The sequence below is a fragment of the uncultured Pseudosulfitobacter sp. genome, from assembly GCF_963976325.1.
Lineage (GTDB): Bacteria > Pseudomonadota > Alphaproteobacteria > Rhodobacterales > Rhodobacteraceae > Pseudosulfitobacter.
On the sequence record NZ_CAXBJW010000003.1, the window covers coordinates 325,429 to 346,292 of the forward strand.

Consider the following 20,864-nt stretch of genomic DNA (forward strand, 5'->3'; position numbering starts at 1 on the left):
CGTCAGAAGCCCCGGACGCTAGTGCAGATTGTGCTGAGACCCGGTGGCCTCTTCGTCCAAAATCCCGCGCCCCGTGCGGAACCGGTCCAGCCGCAGCTTGGCCGCAACCGGATGCGGTGTGTCGGTGGCCAGCAAATGCGCGAATGTGTGGCCCGACGCCGGTGTCGCCTTGAACCCGCCATAGCACCAGCCACAGTTCACGTAGAGCCCGTCGATATGCGTCCGGTCGATCACCGGCGAGCCGTCGGGCGTCATGTCCATGATCCCGCCCCAACTGCGCAGCATCTTGGCCTTGCCGATCACCGGCATCAGGGTCATCGCCGCCTCGGCCACGTGTTCGGCGGTGGGCAGGTTGCCGCGGCTGGCATAGCTGGAATACAGGTCCAGATCGCCGCCAAAGACCAGCCCGCCCTTGTCGGACTGACTGATGTAGAAGTGGCCCATGCCATAGGTGATCACATGGTCGATGCAGGGTTTCAGCCCTTCGGTGACAAAGGCCTGCAAGACGTGGCTTTCGATGGGCAGACGCATTCCGGCCATCGCTGCCACCTGGCTGGACCGGCCCGCGACCACCATGCCGACCTTTTTCGCACGGATCGCCCCGCGCGTGGTCTGCACGCCGCGCACTGCGCCGTTTTCGATGTCGATGCCGGTGACCTCGCATTGCTGGATCAGGTCCACGCCACGGCTGTCCGCCCCGCGGGCAAAGCCCCAGGCGACCGCATCGTGCCGCGCGGTGCCGCCGCGTTTGTGATAGAGCCCGCCATAGATCGGGAACCGCGTCTGGTCGAAATCCAGATAGGGCAGCACACGCTGCACGCCCGCGCGGTCCAGCAGGATCGCGTCGTCGCCCTGTGCGATCATCTGGTTGCCGCGCCGCGCAAAGCCGTCGCGCTGGCCGTCGGAATGGAACAGGTTGATGATGCCGCGTTGGGAATGCATGACGTTGTAGTTCAGATCGTCTTCCAGCCCTTCCCACAGCTTCAGCGAATGGCTGTAAAACTCGGAATTTCCGGGCAGCATGTAGTTGGCGCGCACGATGGTGGTGTTGCGGCCCACATTGCCGCCGCCAAGGTATCCCTTTTCCAGAACCGCCACGTTGGTGATGCCGTGTTGCGACGCCAGATAATGCGCCGTGGCCAGCCCGTGACCGCCGCCGCCGATAATGATGATGTCATATTCGGGCTTCGGATCAGGATCGCGCCAGTGCGGCGTCCAGCCTTTGTTGCCTGTAAGGCCTTCTTTCAGAACCCGCAGGCCGGAAAACCCTTTTGTCAGCCGATCAAAGCCCATGGCCTGTTGTCTCCCCGAAGTGCACAGCGGCAGGCTGTCGCATCAAGGCAGAAGTATCAATGGGGCAACGCGACCTTGAACAGATTTCCGACACGGACCGGCCAGCCAGCGACAGGAAATGCGGCAGCAAACCGCCATCTTGAACGCTATGCCCCCGCCAGGGGATGCAGGCAGCGGCGCGATGCCCCTGCCCGCGTCCTGTCACAGACCCTTGGCGCGGTAGCTGGATGCCACGCGGCCGATCGACACCAGATAGGCCGCCGTGCGCAAATCCTTGACGTCATCGCGTGACCGCCAGACTTCGGCCATCGACTGATAGGCCGTGCGCATCGTGTCTTCGAGGCCGGAGCGCACCAGCTCAAGCTCGCCCGCACCTTTCAGGTACTTGTCCTTGAAGTCGGGCGACAGGCTCCAGCCCAGTTCCTTGTCCTTGGACAACCGCTCCAGCTCTTCCACGATCAACAGGTGCCGTGCCTCTTCCTGACGGCGGCCCATGCGGCCGAACCGGATGTGGCTCAGGTTCTTGACCCACTCAAAGTACGACACCGTCACACCACCAGCGTTGGCGTACATATCGGGGATGATAACACAGCCCTTGTCGCGCAGGATTTCGTCCGCGCCCGCCGTTACGGGGCCGTTCGCGGCCTCGATGATCAGCGGGGCCTTGACGCGGTTGGCATTGCCCAGATTGATAACACCCTCGAGCGCGGCGGGGATCATGACGTCACATTCCGCCTCAAGCACGGATGCGCCGTCCTCGATATAGGTGGCATCAGGATAGCCGGTCACGCCGCCATGATCACGAATCCAGTGCGACACAGCCTCGACATTCAGCCCCTTGGGGGAAACCAGCGCGCCGTCCCGCTCGATGATACCGACAATCAGCGCGCCGTCTTCTTCCGACAGGAACTTGGCCGCGTGATAGCCCACGTTGCCCAGACCCTGCACGATCACGCGCTTATCCTTCAGCGTCCCGGTCAGGTTCGCCTTGGCCACGTCCTGCGGATGGCGGAAAAACTCTTGCAGCGCATATTGCACGCCGCGCCCGGTCGCCTCGACACGGCCCTGAATACCGCCCGCGTTGATCGGCTTGCCCGTCACACAGGCTTTCGAGTTAATGTCCGTGGTGTTCATCCGCGCGTATTGGTCCGCGATCCATGCCATCTCGCGTTCGCCGGTCCCCATGTCGGGGGCCGGTACGTTCTGGCTGGGGTGGATCAGGTCACGTTTGGCCAGCTCATAGGCAAAGCGGCGGGTGATCAGCTCAAGCTCGTGTTCCTCGTATTCACGCGGGTCAATGCACAAGCCCCCCTTGGATCCGCCAAAGGGCGCTTCGACCAGTGCGCATTTATACGTCATCAGCGCCGCCAGCGCCTCGACCTCGTTCTGGTTGACGCCAAGGCTGTAGCGGATACCGCCCTTGACCGGCTCCATATGTTCCGAGTGGACCGACCGGTAGCCGGTAAAGGTCTGGATCTTGCCGCGCAGGCGCACGCCAAAGCGGACGGTGTAGGTGGCGTTGCAAACCCTGATTTTCTCCTCAAGGCCGGGCGGAAGGTCCATCAGCGCCACCGCCCTGTTGAACATCAGGTCCACACTTTCGCGGAAACTCGGTTCTTGCACGTTGCTCATGGTACTTCCTTTGATCGCGACTCGATTTCTTCGAGACAACTGACGCAAGCCTATGACGAAGCGGTAAAGACTTGCGACTTTTTTAGGCAGAATTCACAGAATTTTATAGGGAGCAAGTGCACTTTCGCAGGCGGAAACAATCTTTTGCGCTCACGTCAAACTGTCGCCGCTGACGCCCTAACGGTGCCTTAATTGACGCAAAAACAACATAAAACCACAGTGATAGCCCCGTTCCGCCCGAATCTCACCACAATCAACAGTCATTGAAGGCTCTGGTGAACAGGCTCTCGTTGGTCCGTTTGCACATAACAATATTGGACCTGCATCATGACACGCATTTTACGTGACACGACATTCAGATCGGAACCTGCACCATTCAACGGTGCGCGCGCCAGACTGCGCCGTTTCGTCAGCGACGATGACGGGTCGATGACAATTTTCGCCTGTTTCCTTTTGATGATGATGCTGCTGGTTGGTGGCATCGGCGTTGACCTTATGCGCAGCGAGATGGAGCGCACGCGGTTGCAAAACACCGTCGACCGCGCGGTTCTGGCTGCCGCCGACCTGGATCAGGAGAAGCCGCCGAAAGAGGTGGTGACCGACTATTTCAAAAAATCCGGCCTGGGCAGCTATCTGCAAAGCGTCACCGTCGACGAGGGTCTGAACTATCGCACGGTCACCGCGCACGCCGCAACCAAGTCACCGACGCGTTTCATGCGCCTGATGGGCGTGCCCGAAATCAACGTCCCCGCGGTGGGCACCGCAAGCGAACGCATCGCCAATGTGGAAATCTCGCTGGTGCTGGACATCTCGGGTTCGATGCAATCCAACAGCAAGATCGAAAACCTGCGCAACGCCGCCAAAGTCTTTGTCGAAACGGTGATCCGTCCTGAAACCGAAGATCTGGTTTCGCTGTCGCTGGTCCCCTACTCTGAACATGTGAACGTGGGCGAGCCGATCTTTGACGAGCTGAACACCAATCACCGTCACGAATTTTCCTATTGCCTGGAAATCCCGGATTCAGAGTTCAACAACGCCAACTTTAACCGCAGTCTCGTCTACGACCAGATGCAGCATTTTCAATGGAACTATGACGGGCGCAACAACTACCGCGACGACACGGTCTGCCCCCGGTATGACTATGAAACAATTGCACCGCTCAGCCAGAATGCCAGTGCGTTGAAGACCCAGATCGGCAAGCTTCAGCCGCGCGCCGGTACGTCGATCTTCCTGGGGATGAAATGGGCCACGGCCCTGCTTGACCCGTCCTTCCGCCCTATCGTCACCAGCCTGATCGGCAAAAACGATATCGACAATGAATTTTCGGGCCGCCCGGTGGATTATGACGATATCGAAACGCTGAAAACCATCATCCTGATGACCGACGGCAAGAACGACCGTTCGAACCGGATCGCAAGCTGGGCCTACGATTCAGCCAGCGATTACGTCCACTGGAACAACTATAACTTCAACTGGTATCTCAGCCGTTACGTCAGCAGCCGTGACCGCAAGTACTACTACGAAGCCGATTACTACACCGCCACCAAGGGCGACTACTTGCTGGATCAGATCTGCGACGCCGCCAAGGAAAAAGGCATTGTGATCTGGGCCATCGGGTTCGAAGTTGACGATCACGGCGCCGACGAAATGCGCAAATGCGCGTCGACCCCCAGCCACTTTTTCCGGGTCGAGGGCGTCGAGATTACCGAGGCCTTCAAGGCGATTGCACGCACCATCAACCAACTGAGGCTGACACAATGATCCGCTTTGTGATGAAAGGGCTGCGCAAGTTCCGCAAGGATGAAGGCGGGTTCATGGTTGTCGAATTCGCGCTCGCGATCCCGCTGATCTTTACCATGTTCATGACCTCGGTCGAACTGGGCATTTACACCACCCGCCAGATGTTTCTGGACCGCGGCATGGACATGACCATTCGCCAGGTACGCCTGAACACCGCAAAGAAATATACCCACGCACAGCTCAAGGATAAAATCTGCACGTTCTCCGGCTTCCTGCCCGATTGCGCTTCGCAATTGCGGCTGGAGATGAAGGAAGTGGACGTACGTGGCTTTACCGGCTTTGGCGGCCCTGCTGATTGCGTCGACACATCGCAACCGGTCACCCCGCTGCGCACCTTCACCAACGGCGGCGACCATTCGGTCATGCTGATGCGGGCGTGCTATATGTTCGACCCGGTGTTCCGCCTGAACGGCTTGGGCGAAGGGTTTACCAAGGATGGCGCAGGCCATGCCAAAATGGTCAGTGTCGCCGCCTTTGTTCAGGAGCCACGCTAATGTCTATCGCATCCTCCCTGCACTGGTTGCGCCGCTTTGCGCGCGACGAGGACGGCAACGTCGCCATCGAGACGATCATCATCATCCCGATCCTGTTCTGGGCTTACCTTAGCATGTTTTCGATATTCGATGCCTATCGCCAGTATGCGCTGAACGAAAAGGCGGCCTATACCATCGGCGATATGGTCTCGCGGCAGACGACACCGCTGGATGATGCCTATCTGGATGGCGCGCGCGCAGTGTTGAAATACCTGACGCGCAGCCGGAACGATCAAGACCCGTCCATTCGGGTGACGTCGATCAAATATGATGCCAACAACGACATCTACAAACGCGACTGGTCACACACCCGCGGCGCAGGCATCTTGGCGCTGACCAACAACGACGTAAAGAACTGGCACGACCGCCTGCCCATCATGCTGCACAACGAACGTATCGTCGTGGTCGAAACCTTTGTGGACTATGATCCGCCCTTCAACACAGGGCTGAACAACACCACGATCACCAAGTTTGTCTTCACCCGCCCGCGGTATACGCCACAAGTGCTTTGGCAAGGCAGCTAGTCCTCAAGACCCATATCGCGCTGTGCAACCTTGATCGCAATGATTTCGGACACCGACTTTGACTGTGATCCCGGCGTCATGCCGCCCACCCCGATCCGGCGCCCGATGCGCCACCACAGCCCCGGCTGCCATGTGCGCGGTCCGGGGCTTTTGGTCGTCAGCAGAAATCCGTTCGACGGTTTGAATGCGAAAAATCCACGGTCGATGCTTTCGATCTCGTCGATCCTTGCCAGAACCGTGCCCGCCGTGTCGCGCAGTTCGGTTTCGGTCAGCACGACAGTGTGGCGCGTGGCCTGCCACATGCGCATCGACAGCCACAGCGACGCGGCACCGATCAGCAGCAAGAACAACTGCCAGCCCAGCGCAGGCGGTTGGAAAACAGCCAGATAGATCAGCAACAGCCCCAGCATCGCCACCGATGCCACACCAACGATACGCCGCCCAACCGAGGCAGACACGGCCGCCAGAACGTCGTCTGGATTGATCTTTTGCATGTGGGGTCCCCCAAGGTTTCGACCCTTTTGCATGGGCGGGCGTTGCGGGGCAAGCGATCAGTGGCGGCGCACCACCTCGTATCCGCGTTCTTCGGGTTCGTCATCGACCAGTTCCTGCGGAAAGCCGTCAGCCAGGATGGACAGCCCCGTCGCCTCTTCCAGCCGCTCGATCATGCGGTCCGACTGCGCCCGCACCCCATAGCGCGCCTGCCCGTCGGTCATCATCTGGATCATCAGCGGCGAGATTTCCAACGGCACCCCCGCATCGTCCGCCAGCTTTTGAAACAGGCCGATGTCCTTCTGGACCAGGTCCATGGTGAAATTCACATCGCGCGCGCCGGACAGGATCAACTGGCTTTCCGTCTCGTGCACAAAGCTGTTTCCCGACGACATGGCGATCGCCTCGTAGGTCAGCCCCAGATCCACGCCCGAGGCTTTCATCACCGTCAGCGCCTCGCACAGCGTCAGCAGGTTGGCGGTGGCCAGATAGTTCGTCATCACCTTCAGCGTCGAGGCCGTTCCGACCTCGCCGACGTGCAGGATACGTCGCCCCATATAGGTCAGCACCGGCAGCACCCGATCAAACGTGGCACGGTCGCACCCTGCATAGATCGAGATGTTGCCGGTGTCCGCCCGGTGACAGCCCCCCGATACCGGACAGTCCACCGCCTGCCCGCCAGCCTGCGCCACAAGCCCGGCCAGCCGCCTGATCTCGGCGGCATCGGTCGTGGACATCTCGATCCAGATCTTGCCCGCGCCGATTTCCGGCAACATCTGCGCGACCACCGCAGCCGAGGCCGCAGGCGACGGCAGACAGGTGATTACCACATCACAGTCCCGCATCATCTGCGCAGGCCCCTGCCCTGCGACCGCCCCGTCCGCAACCTTTTGCGCCACCAGGGCCGGGTCCAGATCGTGCACCACCACGCTTTGCCCGTTGCGAACAAGGCTGCCCGACAGTTTGCCGCCGACATTGCCCAGCCCGATAAAACCGATTTTCATGTTATGACTCCCCGTTAGGGTTCAAATGTCGTAGGCAAAAAGCGCCAAGTCCGTTCTAAATGCGACAGATGAGCGACACCGCGACGAAACGGCAACGGCCGAATCGCACCGAAGCTGGGTTTTTTCAGCCCAATCGCGCAATCTACCGCGCAGACAATTTTCTGGCGTCTCAACTTCACTGGGCTGAAGGGTAAAGCAAATAAACCAAACGGACATCATAGCCCCCGGCCTTCGGTCAAGGATCGCCAGCCTAACCAGACGCTATACAGCGTCGATGTTCTGGCCCGTATTGGTGTGCGCAGTTGCTGCAAGCATCCTTGGACTGTTGATTTCCGTAAACATGGCGTCGCACGATCACGCAAAGCAAATCGACGTTCTGGCCCGCGTCGGCGGCGCGCAGATCTCGACCCAGATGCAAAACCCGGCAAGGGTGCAGGCCACGCTTGAGGGGCTTGTCGCCTCGGATGATCTGGTCGGTGCGCGGGTCACACGCCCGGGCGGTGCCGATATTGTCACAGGTCAGGTCGATGGTGAAAATCTGGCCGTCGTCGCGTCACTGCCCTTGGGGCGCAGCGTCAACGACAGCGTTGAAACCTTGGGCACGCTGACGCTGTATGGCGTGTTGAACACGGATCGCATCCATACCCTGTTTGTGCCACTTCTGATTGTCTGGGGCACAATCACCTGTCTTCTCCTTATCATGTTGGCGTTGTATTTCTTTCTGAACCGCAGCGTCCTGCGTCCACTGGCCGAAATAGGTCAGGGTCTGAGCAGCGCGGCGGCACAGCCGGATTTTGTGGTCCGCTTTAGCAAAAGCTCGCAAACCCACATGATCGAACCACTGCGCGATGTCGCCAGCGCGCTGGACGCACTGCGCAACAGGCTCAGCACGCTTGAAGGGGGCGCGCAGCAACAGCAAAACCGCGCAGCCCGCACAATCGAGATCGCGCAACTGGGCTATGCAAAGCTGGATCTTGACCAAAGACGATTCACCGAATGCGACCCGACCTATGCGGCGATGTTGGACCGAGAGGTGCACGAGGTTCTGCATTCGGACACGCTTCCGACGCTGGTAAGCAAGCAACTGGTGGACTTCGATGAAGCCGAAAACCAGATCCGCCGCGAGGCGATCCGTCAGGGCAAAACACTTGACGAAACCCATCGCATCATCCGCCGCAATGGCGACATACGCTACATTCGCGTCATTCTGCGCCCGGTGCCTGTGAAGGGCACCTACGGGTCCGTCGTGGAGCTGGTCGGGCAGGACATCACCGATCTGCGGCTGAACGAAATACGCGCAGCACAGACCGACCGCATATCGACCATCGGCAATCTGACCGGTGGCATTGCCCATGACTTTAACAATTTGCTGGCCATCGTCTCAGGCAACATCGAACTGGCCGCACTTGCGACGTCTAAAAACGAACAGGCGGAATATATAGACAACGCGCTGGCGGCTGTCGCGCGCGGGGCATCGCTGACCCAGCAACTGCTGGCCTTTGCGCGCAATCAACCCCTGTCGCCCAAAATCATCGGCGCGCAAAAGCTTGTGACTGATATGCTGCCGCGTATGCGTTCGGCGCTGGGTGCCCGCGTCAGCATCGCCATACAGGACGCCCCGGACCTCTGGCCGATCCATGCGGACGCCGCCAAACTGGATGCTTGCCTGATGAACCTCGTGAGCAACGCCGCCGATGCGATGCCTGACGGTGGAACGCTGACCATTTCACTTGCCAACCGCGAGATTGATGCCTTTCAGGCGCGTCAGATGGCAGGGGCCGAGCCGGGCGAATACGTCTGCATCGAACTGGCCGACACCGGCATCGGCATGAGCCGCGCCGTCGCGGCGAAGGCGTTCGATCCTTTCTTTACCACCAAGAACATCGGCAAGGGCACCGGCATGGGGCTGTCGATGGTTCAGGGTTTTGCACAACAATCGGGCGGCTTCACCGCGCTGCACACGATACACGGGCAAGGTACGGCGGTGCGTGTTTTCATGCCGCGCGCCGATTCAGGGACCGCCTCAAAAGCTTCGGGCCTTGACCAGACGGCTGCAAACAGCGCGCGTCTGAAAGGTTGCCACGTTCTGCTGATCGAGGACGAAGACCAACTGCGCATGCTCTACACCACCAAACTTGAAGCATTTGGTTGCAAGGTCACGCAGGCGGCAACAGGCGAAAAGGCATTGGAACTGGCCCGCAGCATGACAGCCCCGCAGATCATTCTTAGCGATATTATCATGCCCGGCGGCATGAATGGCGTGGAAACAGTCGATGCGCTGGCCAAGTATTTCCCCGATGCAACAGTCGTTTTCATCTCGGGTTTCTCTCAGAATGCCGCCATGCATAACGGACTGTTATCCATTGGTCGGGTATTGCTGCAAAAACCGTTTACACGCGCCAAGCTGGAAGCCACATTAATTGACGCTATCTCGAGCAAGACCACTCACGGTAAAATGCCCGAAGGTCCGAATGACTGATTTTTTTGCACGACCAGTCCGCGCAACTGTTTCTGCTGCGCTGCGCCACGAATTGAACATCCCAGGTCGTCGGTCATGACTGGCACGCATCAGGACAAGGCTTCGGTGGCCGCCGCTGTGTTGCTTGAACGCCTGATTCGCGACACCTATACCGCGCGTCACTCGTCGGAAATCCAACCCTTGCAGTGGTCAATCCTGCGCTATTTGGCCCGCACGCCCGAAGATCAACGCCAATTGCGGCGCAGCGCCCCGTTCCTCAATCTGACGCCCTCACCGGTGGCCCGCGCCATTATCACGCTGGCCCAGCGCGGTCTGGTGACCCAAAGTATAAGCAAGGTCGACAGCCGGATTAAGACAATAACATTGACCCGATTGGGACTTGAAGCTTTAGAGCAAGACCCTATCGTTGCTGTAGCATCTAGAATTGAAGCACTACCCGAACGCGAGCGGCAGGATTTTATTCGGTCCGTTCGAACGCTTGCATTAGATACTGCACATCACCCTAAGCCCGTGGATGAAGACGGTGGCAACACAGATACTTCTCGTTGAAGACGACCCTGCGGTCCGACATTTGATCGTGCAATTCCTGACACGGGATGGCGCGACAGTCCACGAGGCGGAAACGCTTGAGCAAGCACGTGGTATCTTGCGTGACCGATCCGACATCAGCCTTGCGATATTAGATTTCTTTTTGGGCTGTGATAACGCGGTCGGGCTGATGGACGATCTGCGTGCTGATCTTGCCGGGTTGCCGATCCTGATCATCTCGGGCGGAAGCGCGGCCACTGACCTGGAAACCACCCAGGCCATTGCCGATATCAGCGGCGCGGTCGCGTTCCTGCAAAAGCCCTTTCGCAAGAACGACCTGCTGGCTGCCGTGGCAAGCGCCCTAGCCTGATTGTTAGCATTTTTTTAAAACTTTGTATTCGGATTTAAGATGGACTTTGATCGCACAACATTGTATTGTTGCTATTAGCAATAATTTGTTGGGTAAGCCGCACAGAGGTTTGGTATGAGTGGTCTTGCAGAAGACGCCGTTTACGAAGCACGCAAAGTCCTTGAGGATCTTGCAGGGTATCTGCGGGCCGTTGGCTTTGACCTGACAGATGAGTCAGCCGAACAACTTGATGTCATGGCGCAGCGACTGGAACAGATCGCACGCGAAAGCGAACCTGAACAACCAGTCGCCCGGCCAAGGCTGTATTGCGTCAAAGGGTGAGCTAGGCTCCCTCGAATTTTGACAGTTTAACATCGCCGCGGGCGCTGCGATGACACTTTCCTTCATCCCCGAAACCGCATTTTGCCGGCCTTGCTTTGTGTAAGGCTGCGAACATTGCTGTGCAAAATTGCACAAATCCGCCCCTTCTTTTGTACGCATCCGTATAATACATGTCCGTACAAAGGAGAGCCGACCGTGCGCGACATCATGATGCTTCTGCACGAAACCGCCGGCCTGATGCGCCGACGCTTCGAGCAAGCCGCCCGTCCCGAAGGGCTGACATTGATGCAATGGCGCGCGCTGGGCCTGCTCGAGCGTAACGGTCCCATGCGTCAGGTCGAGATCAAAGAGGCGCTCGAAGCCTCGCCCATGACCATCAGCGATCTGGCCGAACGAATGCAGGCGGCGGGCCTTGTGACCCGCCAGACCGACCCCAATGACAGCCGCGCCAAGACGCTGACCCTGACCGCTTCAGGCCATGCCAAATTCGCAATCATGCGCCAGATCAGCGATGCGGTTTTCGACGAAGTTGCACTCGGCATCGACGACGAAACCAAAATGGCCCTGCGCAATGGATTGAACGCGATCAAAGACAATCTTGGGGGCGCGATCAGCCTCCCCGACAAGGACGCAAGACGATGAACGCACGCCCCGACAACATCGAAACCGCCACTGACACGCCCGTGCCCGCACCGGCACCGCAGGCGACCGACGCTGAAACCACCGCCCGCCCGCCACGCGGACGCAGGCGCGCGCTGATGATTTCCGTGCCGCTGCTTCTGGCGCTGGCAGGGGCCGGCGCGTGGCTGTTCGGCGGGCGCTACATCAGCACCGACAACGCCTATATCCACCAGCCGATGACGACGATTTCCGCCGACGTCAGCGGCCGCGTCAGCGATGTTCTGGTGACCGAAAACCAGCAGATCACCGCAGGTACACCGCTGTTCCGTCTGGACCCGACCGATTACGAAATCGCGTTGGCCACCGCCGATGCGCAACTGGCGTCGGCCCGGCTGGCTGTGGAACAACAGCGCGCCACCTATCAGACCGCACAGGCGCAATTGCAGGCATCGCAAAACATCGAAGACGTCAAAAGCCGCGAGCTGAAGCGCCAGCAGGAACTGACCGACCGGGGCATTGGCACGCAGGCGTCGTTGGACGAGGCCATGATCGCCTTCCGCTCGGCCTCGAACGCGGTGACGCTGGCCCAGCGCCAGGTCGACGCCGCCGCCACAGCACTCGGCGGCGACCCGCAAGCCAAAGCCGACACATTGCCATCGGTGCGCGCAGCCCTGGCCGCCCGCCAGTCTGCCGAACGGCATCTTGAACAGACCAATATTACCGCCGCGACAGGCGGCACTGTCAGCCAGATCGAAAGCCTGAATGTCGGCGCGTTCCTGGCCGCAGGCACCGGCATCGCCAAGCTGGTCGACAATTCACAAACCTGGGTCGAGGCGAATTTCAAGGAAACCCAGATCGCGGACCTGACCCCGGGCCAGCCGGTCACCATCGAGGTTGACGCCTATCCCGGCATGGAACTGCACGGCACCGTGGACAGCTTTGCCTCGGCCACCGGATCGCAGTTTTCGCTGATCCCCGCGCAGAACGCGACCGGCAACTGGGTGAAGGTGGTACAGCGGGTGCCCGTGCGCATCCAGATCACCGACACGCCCGACCGCCCCTTGCGTGACGGGATGAGCGTTTCTGTCTCGGTCGACACCGGCCACAACCGTCTGGAAGGTCTGAAGTGACCAGCGCCGCCGCATCCTCGGGCGCGGCCCCCGCCGCACCTGCGTTGACACCGCCCAACGTCAAGGTCGCGTCGCCCGCATTGCTGACCGCGTCGATCATGGTGGCCACGGTGATGCAGGTGCTGGACACCACCATCGCCAACGTCGCCCTGCCGCACATGGCCTCAAGCCTGAACGCCACGCAGGAAGAAATCACATGGGTGCTGACGTCGTATATCGTGGCCTCGGCCATCGCCACACCGATGACCGGCTGGGTCTCCGACCGGGTCGGCCGGCGCATGGTGTTCATCGTGGCCATCGCCGGTTTTGTGCTGTCGTCGATGCTGTGCGGATTTTCCACCAGCCTGCCTGAAATGGTGATCTTTCGCATTGTTCAGGGCGTGTGCGGTGCGTCGTTGATCCCGCTGGCGCAGTCGGTGCTGCTGGACATCAACCCGCGTGAAAAGATCGGTCAGGCCATGGCCATATATGGCGCGGGCATCATGGTCGGGCCAATCATCGGGCCAACACTGGGCGGCTACCTGACCGAAGTGTTCAACTGGCGCTATGTCTTCTTCATCAACCTGCCCGTGGGCATCGTCGCCCTGCTGGGCATCGCCGCCTTCATGCCGCGCGAAGACACCAGACAGCGGCGCTTTGACCTGATGGGCTTTGGCCTGCTGGCGCTGGCGGTCGGTGCGCTGCAACTGATGCTGGACCGGGGCCAGTCCCAGGATTGGTTTTCCTCCATCGAGATCATTCTGTACGCCGGACTGGCCGTATCCGGCCTGTGGGCTTTTGTGATCCATTGCTGGGGGGCCAAAGACCCCTTTGTCGATCTGGGCATGTTCCGCGACCGCAACTTTGCGATGGGTCTGATCTTTATCTTTGTGATCGGCATGACGCTGTTTTCAGGGCTGGCCCTGCTGCCGCCGCTGCTGCAAAAACTGCTGGGCTATCCGGTGATCGAAACCGGTCTGGTGATGGCCCCGCGCGGCGTTGGCACCATGATCTCGATGATCGTAGTGGGCCGTCTGGTCAGCCGCTTTGACCCGCGCGGGCTTGTGCTGTTCGGGCTGGGGCTGACCGCGTGGTCGCTGCACCTGATGACCGGGTTCGAAACCGGAATGGATGCACATCTGATTATCGTCACCGGCGTGATGCAGGGGTTTGGCCTTGGGTTCGTCTTTGTGCCGCTTTCGACACTGACATTCGCCACCATCGCCCAGCGCTATCGTGGCGATGCAACGTCGATGTTCAGCCTTGTGCGCAACGTCGGGTCGGGCGTGGGCATTTCACTGGTGACGGTGGTGCTGTCGCGCATGACCACGGTCAACCACGCCGAGATTGCCAGCACCCTGACCGCGCAAGCGCCGCAAGTGCGCGATGCCATGCCACAATTGCTGGACGGCTCTGCGCTGTATGCGTCGATTGCCGACCAGTTGGTCACGCAACAGGCCGCGATGATCGGCTATATCGACAACTTCTTTCTGATGATGATCCTGACCCTGTGCGTCGTGCCCATCGTGTTCCTGCTTAGAAAACCCGGCTAGGCGGGGACGCTAGGGGCCGTCCTCGGGCGGCTCGTATGCGCCAAGCCATTGCCGAAGAAGCCCGTCCAAAGCCGCGCGTTCCTCTGCACCAAGGGCAGACAGGATCTCGTGCTGGTTGGCCACATGTTCGGTGACCACCCTGTCGATCAGCTCAAACCCCTGCGGGGTCAGCGCCACGACCGACCCGCGCCCGTCCTCGGGGTTCGGCTTGCGTTCAACCAACCCCGCCGCCGCCAGCCGGTCCAGACGGTTGGTCATCGTCCCCGATGTCACCATCGTCCATGCAATCAGTTCGGAAGGGCTCAGCGCATAGGGCGCGCCGGACCGCCGCAAGGTGGCCAGCACGTCAAAGCTGGCCGCTGTCAGCCCGTTGGCTTGATAGACGGCCTCGTGCCGCGCAGCCACCTGATCGTACAGCCGTTTCAACCGGCCCAGCACCCCCATCGGTGCCACCTCAAGATCGGGGCGCTCGGAACGCCATTGCTGCAAAACGCGGTCTACGTGGTCCATGCAGGCAGGGTTAAAGGTTTATATCTTGACGTCAAGGTATATCCATATATCTTGATGTCAAGATAAAGGAATCTCCCATGACCAAATACACCGACCTTGCGCTTGCCGCGCTGGCCCCCGCGATCTGGGGCAGCAGCTATATCGTGACGACGCAAATGCTGCCCGATGGCTATCCGCTGACCGTTGCAATGCTGCGTGCCCTGCCAACAGGGATCTTGCTGATGGTGATCACCCACCGCCTGCCGCCTGTCGCATGGCTGGGCAAACTGGCGGTGCTGGGCGCGCTGAACTTCTCGATCTTCTGGGCGGCCCTGTTTCTGGCCGCCTACCGCCTGCCGGGTGGCGTTGCCGCGACCCTTGGGGCGGTTCAGCCGCTGATCGTACTACTGCTGGCCCACGCGGTGCTGGGCAGTGCGCTGCACAGGCGCGGCCTGATCGCGGCTGTCGCCGGCATTTTCGGCGTGGCCCTGCTGGTGCTGGACCCTGCCGCCACCCCCGACAGTGTCGGCATTCTTGCAGCCTTGGGCGGGGCGGTGTCGATGGCCTGTGGCGTGGTGCTGACGCGCAAATGGCAGCCACCCGTTCCGGCACTGACCTTTACAGCATGGCAATTGACCGCTGGCGGTCTGTTGTTGCTGCCTTTCGCGCTGGCATTTGAGCCGGCGCTGCCACCGTTGACCGCCACCAACATCGCGGGCTTTGCGTGGCTGGGGCTGATCGGTGCCGCCCTGACCTATTTCTTCTGGTTCCGCGGCATCGAACGGCTGGGCCCTGCCGCCATCACGCGCTTTGGCTTTCTCAGCCCGTTGACGGCGGTGATACTGGGCTGGGCCTTGCTGGGCGAAAGCCTTAGCCCGGCGCAACTGTCAGGTGCGGTGATCGTGATCCTTTGTGTCGCTCTGGGCGGCGCGCCAATACAGCGCAGCGCCCACCCCAAGAGACGCCCCGCTTAGAACTGGTTGCGCGCGTGATAGGTCTCCAGAAACGCCTTGATCCGCGTGTCGCTGGGCGTCTTGAAAATTTCTGCGGGCGGCGCGCAACTGACCAGCTCGCCCGCCTCAAGAAACGCCACCTGATCCGCCACATGCGCGGCAAAGCCCATCTCGTGCGTGACGATCACCATGGTCATGCCTTCGCTGGCCAGATCCTTGATCACGGTCAACACCTCGCCCACCAGTTCGGGGTCCAGCGCCGAGGTCGGCTCGTCGAACAGCATCAGCTTTGGCTCCATCGCCACCGCACGGGCAATCGCCACGCGCTGTTGCTGACCGCCGGACAGACGGTTGGGGAACGACGCTGTCTTGTCCCCCAGCCCCACCTTCTCCAGCGCCGCAACCGCCTTGCGCGCGGCATCCGATTTGGACAGCCCTTGCACCTGCACCAACGCCTCGGCCACGTTCTGCTGCGCGGTCATATGCGGCCACAGGTTGAACTGCTGGAACACCATACCGATCGACCGGCGCATCTCGCGCAGGCGGCGCGCTGACATCTTGCGCCCGCCCACCGCTTCCAGCCCGATCACCTGGCCGTCAATTTCGACCGCCCCTTCCTGATATTCCTCAAGAAAGTTGATACAGCGCAGCAGCGTCGACTTGCCCGACCCCGATGGACCAATCAGGCAGGTCACCTTGCCTGCGGGGATCGACAGGTTGATGTTCTTCAGCGCATGGAAATCGTTATAGTGTTTCCCCAAAGCGGTGATTTCGACAGATGAGGCATTTTCAGAGGTCACGCGCGAAGCTCCTTCGACAAAAAGGCGTTGGTCTTCAGTTCCAGCTTGCGGCCCACCCACGAGATGATCTCGACAAAGCCCCAGTAGAACAGCGCCAGCGCGAACATCGCTTCCATGTAAGCGAATGTTTCGGCTGACATGGTTTGCACCTGATACAGCAGTTCGGGCACCGTCACGATGGACAGGATCGCCGTTTCCTTGGTCAGGATGATCGAAAAGTTGGTCAGCGGCGGCACCGAGGACACCATCAGAATAGGCAGCGTAATACGGCGCAGGATTGTCCCTTCGGACATGGCCATGGCACGCCCCGCCTCGGTCATGCCGCGCGGCACGGCTTGCAGCCCAGCGCGGAAAATCTCGGCGTAATAGGGACTGCCATAGATGATCAACCCCAGGATACCCGCAGGCACCGGATCAAGCCGCAGGCCGACATACGGCCCGCCATAATACAGAATGAACAACTGGATCAGGAACGGCGTGCCCCGGATCACCTCGATGTAGGCGCGCAGCACATAGCGCAGCGGGCGCGGACCGTAATACATCGTCACCGCAATGACAAAACCCAGCGCAATGCCCCCCGCGGCCCCCACAACCCAACACAGGACCGTGTTCAAAAGCCCGCGCAGCAGCATCGGGCCGTATTGGACGAACAGATCAATATCCATCAGTAATCCATCCTTCTCTCCAGCGCCTGCCCCAGCCCCGCCAGCGCCAGGTTGATCACCAGATAAATCGCCGCCGCCGCGATGTAGATTTCAAGCGGCCGGAATGTGGCCGCGGCAATCGACTGGCTCATCCGCGTCAGTTCGACAATGCCCACGGCGGACACCAGCGACGACACTTTGACCAGCATGATCAGCTCGTTCACCAGCGACGGCATCGAGATTTTCAGGGCCTGCGGGATCAGAATGCGCTGCCAGATGACAAAGGGATGCATGCCCAGCGCCGCCGCCGATTCCGTCTGGCCCTGCGGCACCGCAATCAGCGCCCCCCGCAGGATTTCCGCGATATAGGCCGCCGCGCACAGCCCGATGCTGCACACAGCCGCCCACAGCGGCGGGATGTCGATGCCGATGGACGGCAGGAAATAGTAAGCCAGCAAAAGCTGCACCAGCAACGGCACGCCGCGAAAGAAACTGACGTACAGGGCGGCGATGCGGCTGATCCACACAATGGGCGACAGCCGCGCCACGCACAGCAACATGCCCATCACCAGCCCCAAGGCCATGCCCAGACCGGACACCAGCAGCGTGAACCGCGTGGCCTGCAACAGATAAGGCAGATTTTCGACAATGGTGGACCAAGAGAACATCGCACGCTCCTTTGACAACAGGAAAACGGGCCCGACCCAATGGCCGGACCCGTCGCGGCGTTACTTGACCGCGGGCATTTCGCGCGGCAGTTCCACCGCCGTGCCCAGCCATTTTTCATGCAGCTTCGCCATGCGGCCGTCGTCCTGCATGTTCAGCAGGATCTCGTTCACGGCGGCGATCATGCTTTCGGTTTCTTCCGACTTCACGGCAACCCATGCGAAATACTTCTTCTCGCCGAATACCGGTGTGACGGTCTCGAAAATCTCGGGACGCTTCGACGCGGCATAGCCCAGCAGCGGGAAAGACCCTGCAACCGCATCCAGACGACCGGCGGCCAGATCGGCATAGGCTTCGTCAACGGACGCGTATTCACGCACGTCGATACCGCCCACGCCCTCGCCAAAGACTTTCAACTGCTCAAGCTGCGCCGACCCTTTTTGCGAGCCAACCACCAGACCGGCAATATCTTCGGGCTTGGTGATACGGTCGTCGCCTGTGCGCTTGATCAAGCCAACCGACGCATCTGCAATCGGCAGCGTAAAGGCATAGCGTTCCATCCGCTCGGCGGTGATCGTAACCGGCGCGTTGACCATCTGGAACTTGCCCGCTTCCAAACCGGGCAGCACCGATGTCCAGGGCAGGTCGTTGTATTTCGGCGTCACGCCCAGATCCTTGGTCACCTCGTCCATCAGATCCTTGCACAGACCTTCATACTGGCCGTTCACCAGCAGATCGAAGGGCGCATAGTGCATTTCGGTGCCAAAGGTCATTTCGCCCGACGCCTTGATGTCCGCCAGCATGTCAGCGGCAGCCGAACCGGCTGCGAACACGGCCAGGCCCAAACCCAGAACCGCGCCTTTGAAGGAATTCATTTTCATGGTTTTTACTCTCTGTTTTCAAGTTACATTGAAGGACGCACACCCGTGCGGCCCACGTCAGGCAGCCGATTGAACTCCGAGCTTTGTCAGCGCCTCGATGAACGCCTTGTTGTCTTGCGGTGTGCCCACGGACACCCGTAAAAATCTGTCATATCCGTCCTCGTGCCAGGCCTTGACCAGAACACCTTCGCCGCGCAATCTTTCAGCAACATCAACGGCATACTCCGAGGTCGCAAAGAACACCGCATTGCTTTTGGACGGGGTCAAGCGAAATCCCATATCACGCAGGTTTTGCGCCAGCGCGTCGCGCGCGTCGATGGTTTTTTGCACAGTTTCCGCCAAAAACGACCGGTCCTCGAACGCCGCCTGCCCCATGGCCTGGGCCACGGCGTTGGCGTTGAAGGGCGGCGTCAGCTTGCGCACCGCATCGCGCAAGCTGGCACTGCTGCACAGCCCATAGCCCACGCGCATCCCCGCCAGCCCGTAAGCCTTTGAGAACGTGCGCAAGCTGATCCAGTTCAGGCCGCTGGCCTTCAGGGCCGACAGGCTGTCGATCGGGTTGTATTCAAAATAAGCCTCGTCCAGCAGAACCAGCGTGTCTTTGTGGATGCTGGCCAGAATCTCGCACAATTCGGGCAGGCTCAGTGCCACGCCCAGCGGGTTTGACGGGCTTGAGATTGCAAACACCTTGGGCTTGCGCGCCAGCGCCGCCTTCAACTTATCCATCGGCAACGTCCAGTCGGTGCCGTACCGCACGGTTTCCACCGGCATCTTCAGCCCCTGTGCCGCCAACACGTGCAAACCAAAGCCCGGCGTGACCGTCAACACATGATCGCCCGGCGCCAGAACCGCGCCGTAAATGGCATAGATCAACTCTTCGGACCCGTTGCCCAACACGATGCAACCGGCATCCACATCTGTGGCCGATTGCAACGCATCACGCAGCCCGGTCCCATTGCCATCAGGATACAGATGCGCCTGCGCCACCGCCGCCCGCCCGGCCTCAAGCGCCTTGGGCGACACGCCAAACGGGGTTTCATTGCTGTCCAGCTTGGCGCGGGGGGCGTGACCGTAAAGGCTGCGAAACTGCGCGATGGGCAGACCGGCGTTGTAGGCGGGCAGTTCAAGAATGTGCGGGTTGATCATTATGTCGGCCCTTTCGATCTGCGCGGGTTTGCCATGAAGCCTGCGCGGATCGCAGCAGCGTCATTGAAAGAACGGCAGATGTCGCGCAAATTACCGTTATGTGCAGACATAAAGAAAATAAAGCGGATGACAGTCAAGAGGGTAAAATGCAAAAATCCGCATTGACCGCACAATCCCGCCCGATGGCAGATGAAAAAGCTGGCACAGTGACCCAGCCGCGCCACCGCGCTGCGACAGAACGGAAAGCAGGCCCATGACCACACCGGCAATCAACTCTTGGCAAAGCGTTCAGGACGAAGTGCTGCGCCGCATCCACAACCGCATCTGGAAGCCGGGCGCACAAATCCCGAACGAAACCGATCTGGCCAAAGAGTTCAATTGCGGCCGCACCACGGTCAACCGCGCCCTGCGCGAACTGGCCGAAAGCGGGATACTCGAACGCAAACGCAAATCCGGCACCCGCGTGGCGCTGCACCCGGTGTCACGCGCGGTGATCGCCGTTCAGATCGTGCGCCGCGAGATCGAGGACCGCGGGGCCAATTACGGATATGCGCTGATCGACAAGACCGTGGACACCCCGCCCCATGCGGTGACCTTTGCCATGGAACTGGCCCAGGCTGAGGACATGCTGCACGTCCGGGCCGTTCATCTGGCCGACGGTGTGCCCTACGCGCTGGAATACCGCTGGATCAGCCTGCGCACGGTCCCGCAAGCCCGCGACTTTGACTTTGTGCGGCAGTCGGCCAACGAATGGCTGCTGGAAAACGTCCCCTACAACCGCGCAACCCTGTCCATATTGGCAACGCCCGCCTCGCCCTTCGAACAGGAATATCTGGCAGTGCCGGAACAAACATCCATCCTGCACGTCGAACGCGCCACATGGCAGGAGACGGGGCCTGTGACCTTTGTCACCATCTCGTACCAGCCCGGTCACCGGATCATCAGCTCGACCACCAGTTGACCATCACGCGCAGCGCCAAGCCACAGAACACACCAAGACTGCGGCTTGCGGTAACGAGACCACTG

At 60.3% G+C, this 20,864-nt stretch carries 22 protein-coding genes; 12 read left to right on the forward strand and 10 right to left on the reverse strand.

Going from position 1 to position 20,864, the window contains the following annotated elements:
* Window positions 1-18: 18 nt before the first annotated feature.
* Window positions 19-1,293 (reverse strand): sarcosine oxidase subunit beta family protein, encoded by a 1,275-nt coding sequence (locus AAC077_RS12680; RefSeq protein ID WP_339770125.1) that lies wholly within the window; start codon window positions 1,291-1,293, stop codon window positions 19-21.
* 201 nt (window positions 1,294-1,494) lie between these two features.
* On the reverse strand, window positions 1,495-2,925 hold the full coding sequence (locus AAC077_RS12685; protein WP_339770127.1) for a Glu/Leu/Phe/Val dehydrogenase: 1,431 nt from the start codon (window positions 2,923-2,925) through the stop codon (window positions 1,495-1,497).
* Window positions 2,926-3,252: 327 nt separating this feature from the next.
* On the opposite strand from AAC077_RS12685, the gene AAC077_RS12690 reads away from it, so the two are divergent.
* From AAC077_RS12690 to AAC077_RS12700, 3 genes are read left to right on the forward strand one after another with little or no spacing between them, the layout of a single operon-like run.
* Window positions 3,253-4,686, forward strand: coding sequence for a TadE/TadG family type IV pilus assembly protein (locus AAC077_RS12690; protein WP_339770129.1), 1,434 nt, complete (start codon window positions 3,253-3,255; stop codon window positions 4,684-4,686).
* A complete protein-coding gene (locus AAC077_RS12695; RefSeq protein ID WP_339770131.1) occupies window positions 4,683-5,219 on the forward strand; it encodes a TadE/TadG family type IV pilus assembly protein in 537 nt (178 codons plus the stop codon). Before AAC077_RS12690 ends, AAC077_RS12695 begins: the two co-directional genes overlap by 4 nt.
* Window positions 5,219-5,782, forward strand: a complete 564-nt coding sequence (locus tag AAC077_RS12700; protein WP_339770133.1) for a hypothetical protein — start codon at window positions 5,219-5,221, stop codon at window positions 5,780-5,782. The genes AAC077_RS12695 and AAC077_RS12700 overlap by 1 nt, the downstream gene beginning before the upstream one ends.
* Here AAC077_RS12700 and AAC077_RS12705 read toward each other — a convergent pair.
* Both AAC077_RS12705 and AAC077_RS12710 read right to left on the reverse strand, forming a co-directional pair.
* A complete protein-coding gene (locus AAC077_RS12705; RefSeq protein WP_339770134.1) occupies window positions 5,779-6,276 on the reverse strand; it encodes a hypothetical protein in 498 nt (165 codons plus the stop codon). The two genes, AAC077_RS12700 and AAC077_RS12705, sit on opposite strands and share 4 nt — an antisense overlap.
* A gap of 57 nt (window positions 6,277-6,333) precedes the next feature.
* Complete coding sequence (locus tag AAC077_RS12710; protein WP_339770136.1) at window positions 6,334-7,278, reverse strand: NAD(P)-dependent oxidoreductase; 945 nt, start codon at window positions 7,276-7,278, stop codon at window positions 6,334-6,336.
* 340 nt (window positions 7,279-7,618) lie between these two features.
* On the opposite strand from AAC077_RS12710, the gene AAC077_RS12715 reads away from it, so the two are divergent.
* From AAC077_RS12715 to AAC077_RS12745, 7 genes are all read left to right on the forward strand, one after another.
* Window positions 7,619-9,757 (forward strand): ATP-binding protein, encoded by a 2,139-nt coding sequence (locus AAC077_RS12715; RefSeq protein ID WP_339770138.1) that lies wholly within the window; start codon window positions 7,619-7,621, stop codon window positions 9,755-9,757.
* 75 nt (window positions 9,758-9,832) lie between these two features.
* Window positions 9,833-10,306 carry a MarR family winged helix-turn-helix transcriptional regulator gene (locus AAC077_RS12720; RefSeq protein WP_339770140.1) on the forward strand — a complete coding sequence of 158 codons (474 nt, stop codon included), beginning with the start codon at window positions 9,833-9,835 and terminating at the stop codon, window positions 10,304-10,306.
* Window positions 10,272-10,655 (forward strand): response regulator, encoded by a 384-nt coding sequence (locus AAC077_RS12725; RefSeq protein WP_339770142.1) that lies wholly within the window; start codon window positions 10,272-10,274, stop codon window positions 10,653-10,655. The genes AAC077_RS12720 and AAC077_RS12725 overlap by 35 nt, the downstream gene beginning before the upstream one ends.
* Before the next feature lie 114 nt (window positions 10,656-10,769).
* Complete coding sequence (locus tag AAC077_RS12730) at window positions 10,770-10,976, forward strand: hypothetical protein (protein WP_339770144.1); 207 nt, start codon at window positions 10,770-10,772, stop codon at window positions 10,974-10,976.
* Between the two features lie 195 nt (window positions 10,977-11,171).
* Complete coding sequence (locus tag AAC077_RS12735) at window positions 11,172-11,618, forward strand: MarR family transcriptional regulator (RefSeq protein ID WP_339770146.1); 447 nt, start codon at window positions 11,172-11,174, stop codon at window positions 11,616-11,618.
* Complete coding sequence (locus AAC077_RS12740; protein WP_339770148.1) at window positions 11,615-12,727, forward strand: HlyD family secretion protein; 1,113 nt, start codon at window positions 11,615-11,617, stop codon at window positions 12,725-12,727. Before AAC077_RS12735 ends, AAC077_RS12740 begins: the two co-directional genes overlap by 4 nt.
* A complete protein-coding gene (locus tag AAC077_RS12745; RefSeq protein ID WP_339770150.1) occupies window positions 12,724-14,259 on the forward strand; it encodes a DHA2 family efflux MFS transporter permease subunit in 1,536 nt (511 codons plus the stop codon). Before AAC077_RS12740 ends, AAC077_RS12745 begins: the two co-directional genes overlap by 4 nt.
* Before the next feature lie 9 nt (window positions 14,260-14,268).
* On the opposite strand, the gene AAC077_RS12750 is transcribed toward AAC077_RS12745, so the two are convergent.
* A complete protein-coding gene (locus AAC077_RS12750; protein ID WP_339770152.1) occupies window positions 14,269-14,769 on the reverse strand; it encodes a MarR family transcriptional regulator in 501 nt (166 codons plus the stop codon).
* Window positions 14,770-14,846: 77 nt separating this feature from the next.
* Between AAC077_RS12750 and AAC077_RS12755 the strand changes: the two genes are divergently transcribed.
* Window positions 14,847-15,722 carry an EamA family transporter gene (locus AAC077_RS12755; protein WP_339770154.1) on the forward strand — a complete coding sequence of 292 codons (876 nt, stop codon included), beginning with the start codon at window positions 14,847-14,849 and terminating at the stop codon, window positions 15,720-15,722.
* Here AAC077_RS12755 and AAC077_RS12760 read toward each other — a convergent pair.
* Genes AAC077_RS12760 through AAC077_RS12780 form a run of 5 tightly spaced genes read right to left on the reverse strand, consistent with a single transcriptional unit; the run spans window position 15,719 to window position 19,838 of the window.
* Window positions 15,719-16,501, reverse strand: coding sequence for an amino acid ABC transporter ATP-binding protein (locus AAC077_RS12760; protein WP_339770156.1), 783 nt, complete (start codon window positions 16,499-16,501; stop codon window positions 15,719-15,721). The genes AAC077_RS12755 and AAC077_RS12760 overlap by 4 nt on opposite strands.
* Window positions 16,498-17,166 (reverse strand): amino acid ABC transporter permease, encoded by a 669-nt coding sequence (locus tag AAC077_RS12765; protein WP_339770158.1) that lies wholly within the window; start codon window positions 17,164-17,166, stop codon window positions 16,498-16,500. The genes AAC077_RS12760 and AAC077_RS12765 overlap by 4 nt, the downstream gene beginning before the upstream one ends.
* The gene (locus AAC077_RS12770; protein ID WP_339770159.1) at window positions 17,166-17,813 is read right to left on the reverse strand and encodes an amino acid ABC transporter permease; all 648 of its coding nucleotides are present in this window, start codon (window positions 17,811-17,813) and stop codon (window positions 17,166-17,168) included. The genes AAC077_RS12765 and AAC077_RS12770 overlap by 1 nt, the downstream gene beginning before the upstream one ends.
* Before the next feature lie 60 nt (window positions 17,814-17,873).
* Window positions 17,874-18,692 carry a transporter substrate-binding domain-containing protein gene (locus AAC077_RS12775; RefSeq protein WP_339770161.1) on the reverse strand — a complete coding sequence of 273 codons (819 nt, stop codon included), beginning with the start codon at window positions 18,690-18,692 and terminating at the stop codon, window positions 17,874-17,876.
* 57 nt (window positions 18,693-18,749) lie between these two features.
* Window positions 18,750-19,838 (reverse strand): aminotransferase class I/II-fold pyridoxal phosphate-dependent enzyme, encoded by a 1,089-nt coding sequence (locus AAC077_RS12780; RefSeq protein ID WP_339770163.1) that lies wholly within the window; start codon window positions 19,836-19,838, stop codon window positions 18,750-18,752.
* A 253-nt stretch (window positions 19,839-20,091) separates the two neighbouring features.
* Between AAC077_RS12780 and AAC077_RS12785 the strand changes: the two genes are divergently transcribed.
* The gene (locus AAC077_RS12785) at window positions 20,092-20,799 is read left to right on the forward strand and encodes a GntR family transcriptional regulator (protein ID WP_339770164.1); all 708 of its coding nucleotides are present in this window, start codon (window positions 20,092-20,094) and stop codon (window positions 20,797-20,799) included.
* The last annotated feature ends 65 nt before the right edge of the window (window positions 20,800-20,864 follow it).

Coding starts and splice junctions, on each gene's coding strand:
- AAC077_RS12680 (WP_339770125.1), bottom strand. CDS start 1,293: ATGGGCTTTGATCGGCTGACAAAAGGGTTTTCCGGCCTGCGGGTTCTG.
- AAC077_RS12685 (WP_339770127.1), bottom strand. CDS start 2,925: ATGAGCAACGTGCAAGAACCGAGTTTCCGCGAAAGTGTGGACCTGATG.
- AAC077_RS12690 (WP_339770129.1), top strand. CDS start 3,253: ATGACACGCATTTTACGTGACACGACATTCAGATCGGAACCTGCACCA.
- AAC077_RS12695 (WP_339770131.1), top strand. CDS start 4,683: ATGATCCGCTTTGTGATGAAAGGGCTGCGCAAGTTCCGCAAGGATGAA.
- AAC077_RS12700 (WP_339770133.1), top strand. CDS start 5,219: ATGTCTATCGCATCCTCCCTGCACTGGTTGCGCCGCTTTGCGCGCGAC.
- AAC077_RS12705 (WP_339770134.1), bottom strand. CDS start 6,276: ATGCAAAAGATCAATCCAGACGACGTTCTGGCGGCCGTGTCTGCCTCG.
- AAC077_RS12710 (WP_339770136.1), bottom strand. CDS start 7,278: ATGAAAATCGGTTTTATCGGGCTGGGCAATGTCGGCGGCAAACTGTCG.
- AAC077_RS12715 (WP_339770138.1), top strand. CDS start 7,619: ATGGCGTCGCACGATCACGCAAAGCAAATCGACGTTCTGGCCCGCGTC.
- AAC077_RS12720 (WP_339770140.1), top strand. CDS start 9,833: ATGACTGGCACGCATCAGGACAAGGCTTCGGTGGCCGCCGCTGTGTTG.
- AAC077_RS12725 (WP_339770142.1), top strand. CDS start 10,272: ATGAAGACGGTGGCAACACAGATACTTCTCGTTGAAGACGACCCTGCG.
- AAC077_RS12730 (WP_339770144.1), top strand. CDS start 10,770: ATGAGTGGTCTTGCAGAAGACGCCGTTTACGAAGCACGCAAAGTCCTT.
- AAC077_RS12740 (WP_339770148.1), top strand. CDS start 11,615: ATGAACGCACGCCCCGACAACATCGAAACCGCCACTGACACGCCCGTG.
- AAC077_RS12750 (WP_339770152.1), bottom strand. CDS start 14,769: ATGGACCACGTAGACCGCGTTTTGCAGCAATGGCGTTCCGAGCGCCCC.
- AAC077_RS12755 (WP_339770154.1), top strand. CDS start 14,847: ATGACCAAATACACCGACCTTGCGCTTGCCGCGCTGGCCCCCGCGATC.
- AAC077_RS12765 (WP_339770158.1), bottom strand. CDS start 17,166: ATGGATATTGATCTGTTCGTCCAATACGGCCCGATGCTGCTGCGCGGG.
- AAC077_RS12770 (WP_339770159.1), bottom strand. CDS start 17,813: ATGTTCTCTTGGTCCACCATTGTCGAAAATCTGCCTTATCTGTTGCAG.
- AAC077_RS12775 (WP_339770161.1), bottom strand. CDS start 18,692: ATGAAAATGAATTCCTTCAAAGGCGCGGTTCTGGGTTTGGGCCTGGCC.
- AAC077_RS12780 (WP_339770163.1), bottom strand. CDS start 19,838: ATGATCAACCCGCACATTCTTGAACTGCCCGCCTACAACGCCGGTCTG.
- AAC077_RS12785 (WP_339770164.1), top strand. CDS start 20,092: ATGACCACACCGGCAATCAACTCTTGGCAAAGCGTTCAGGACGAAGTG.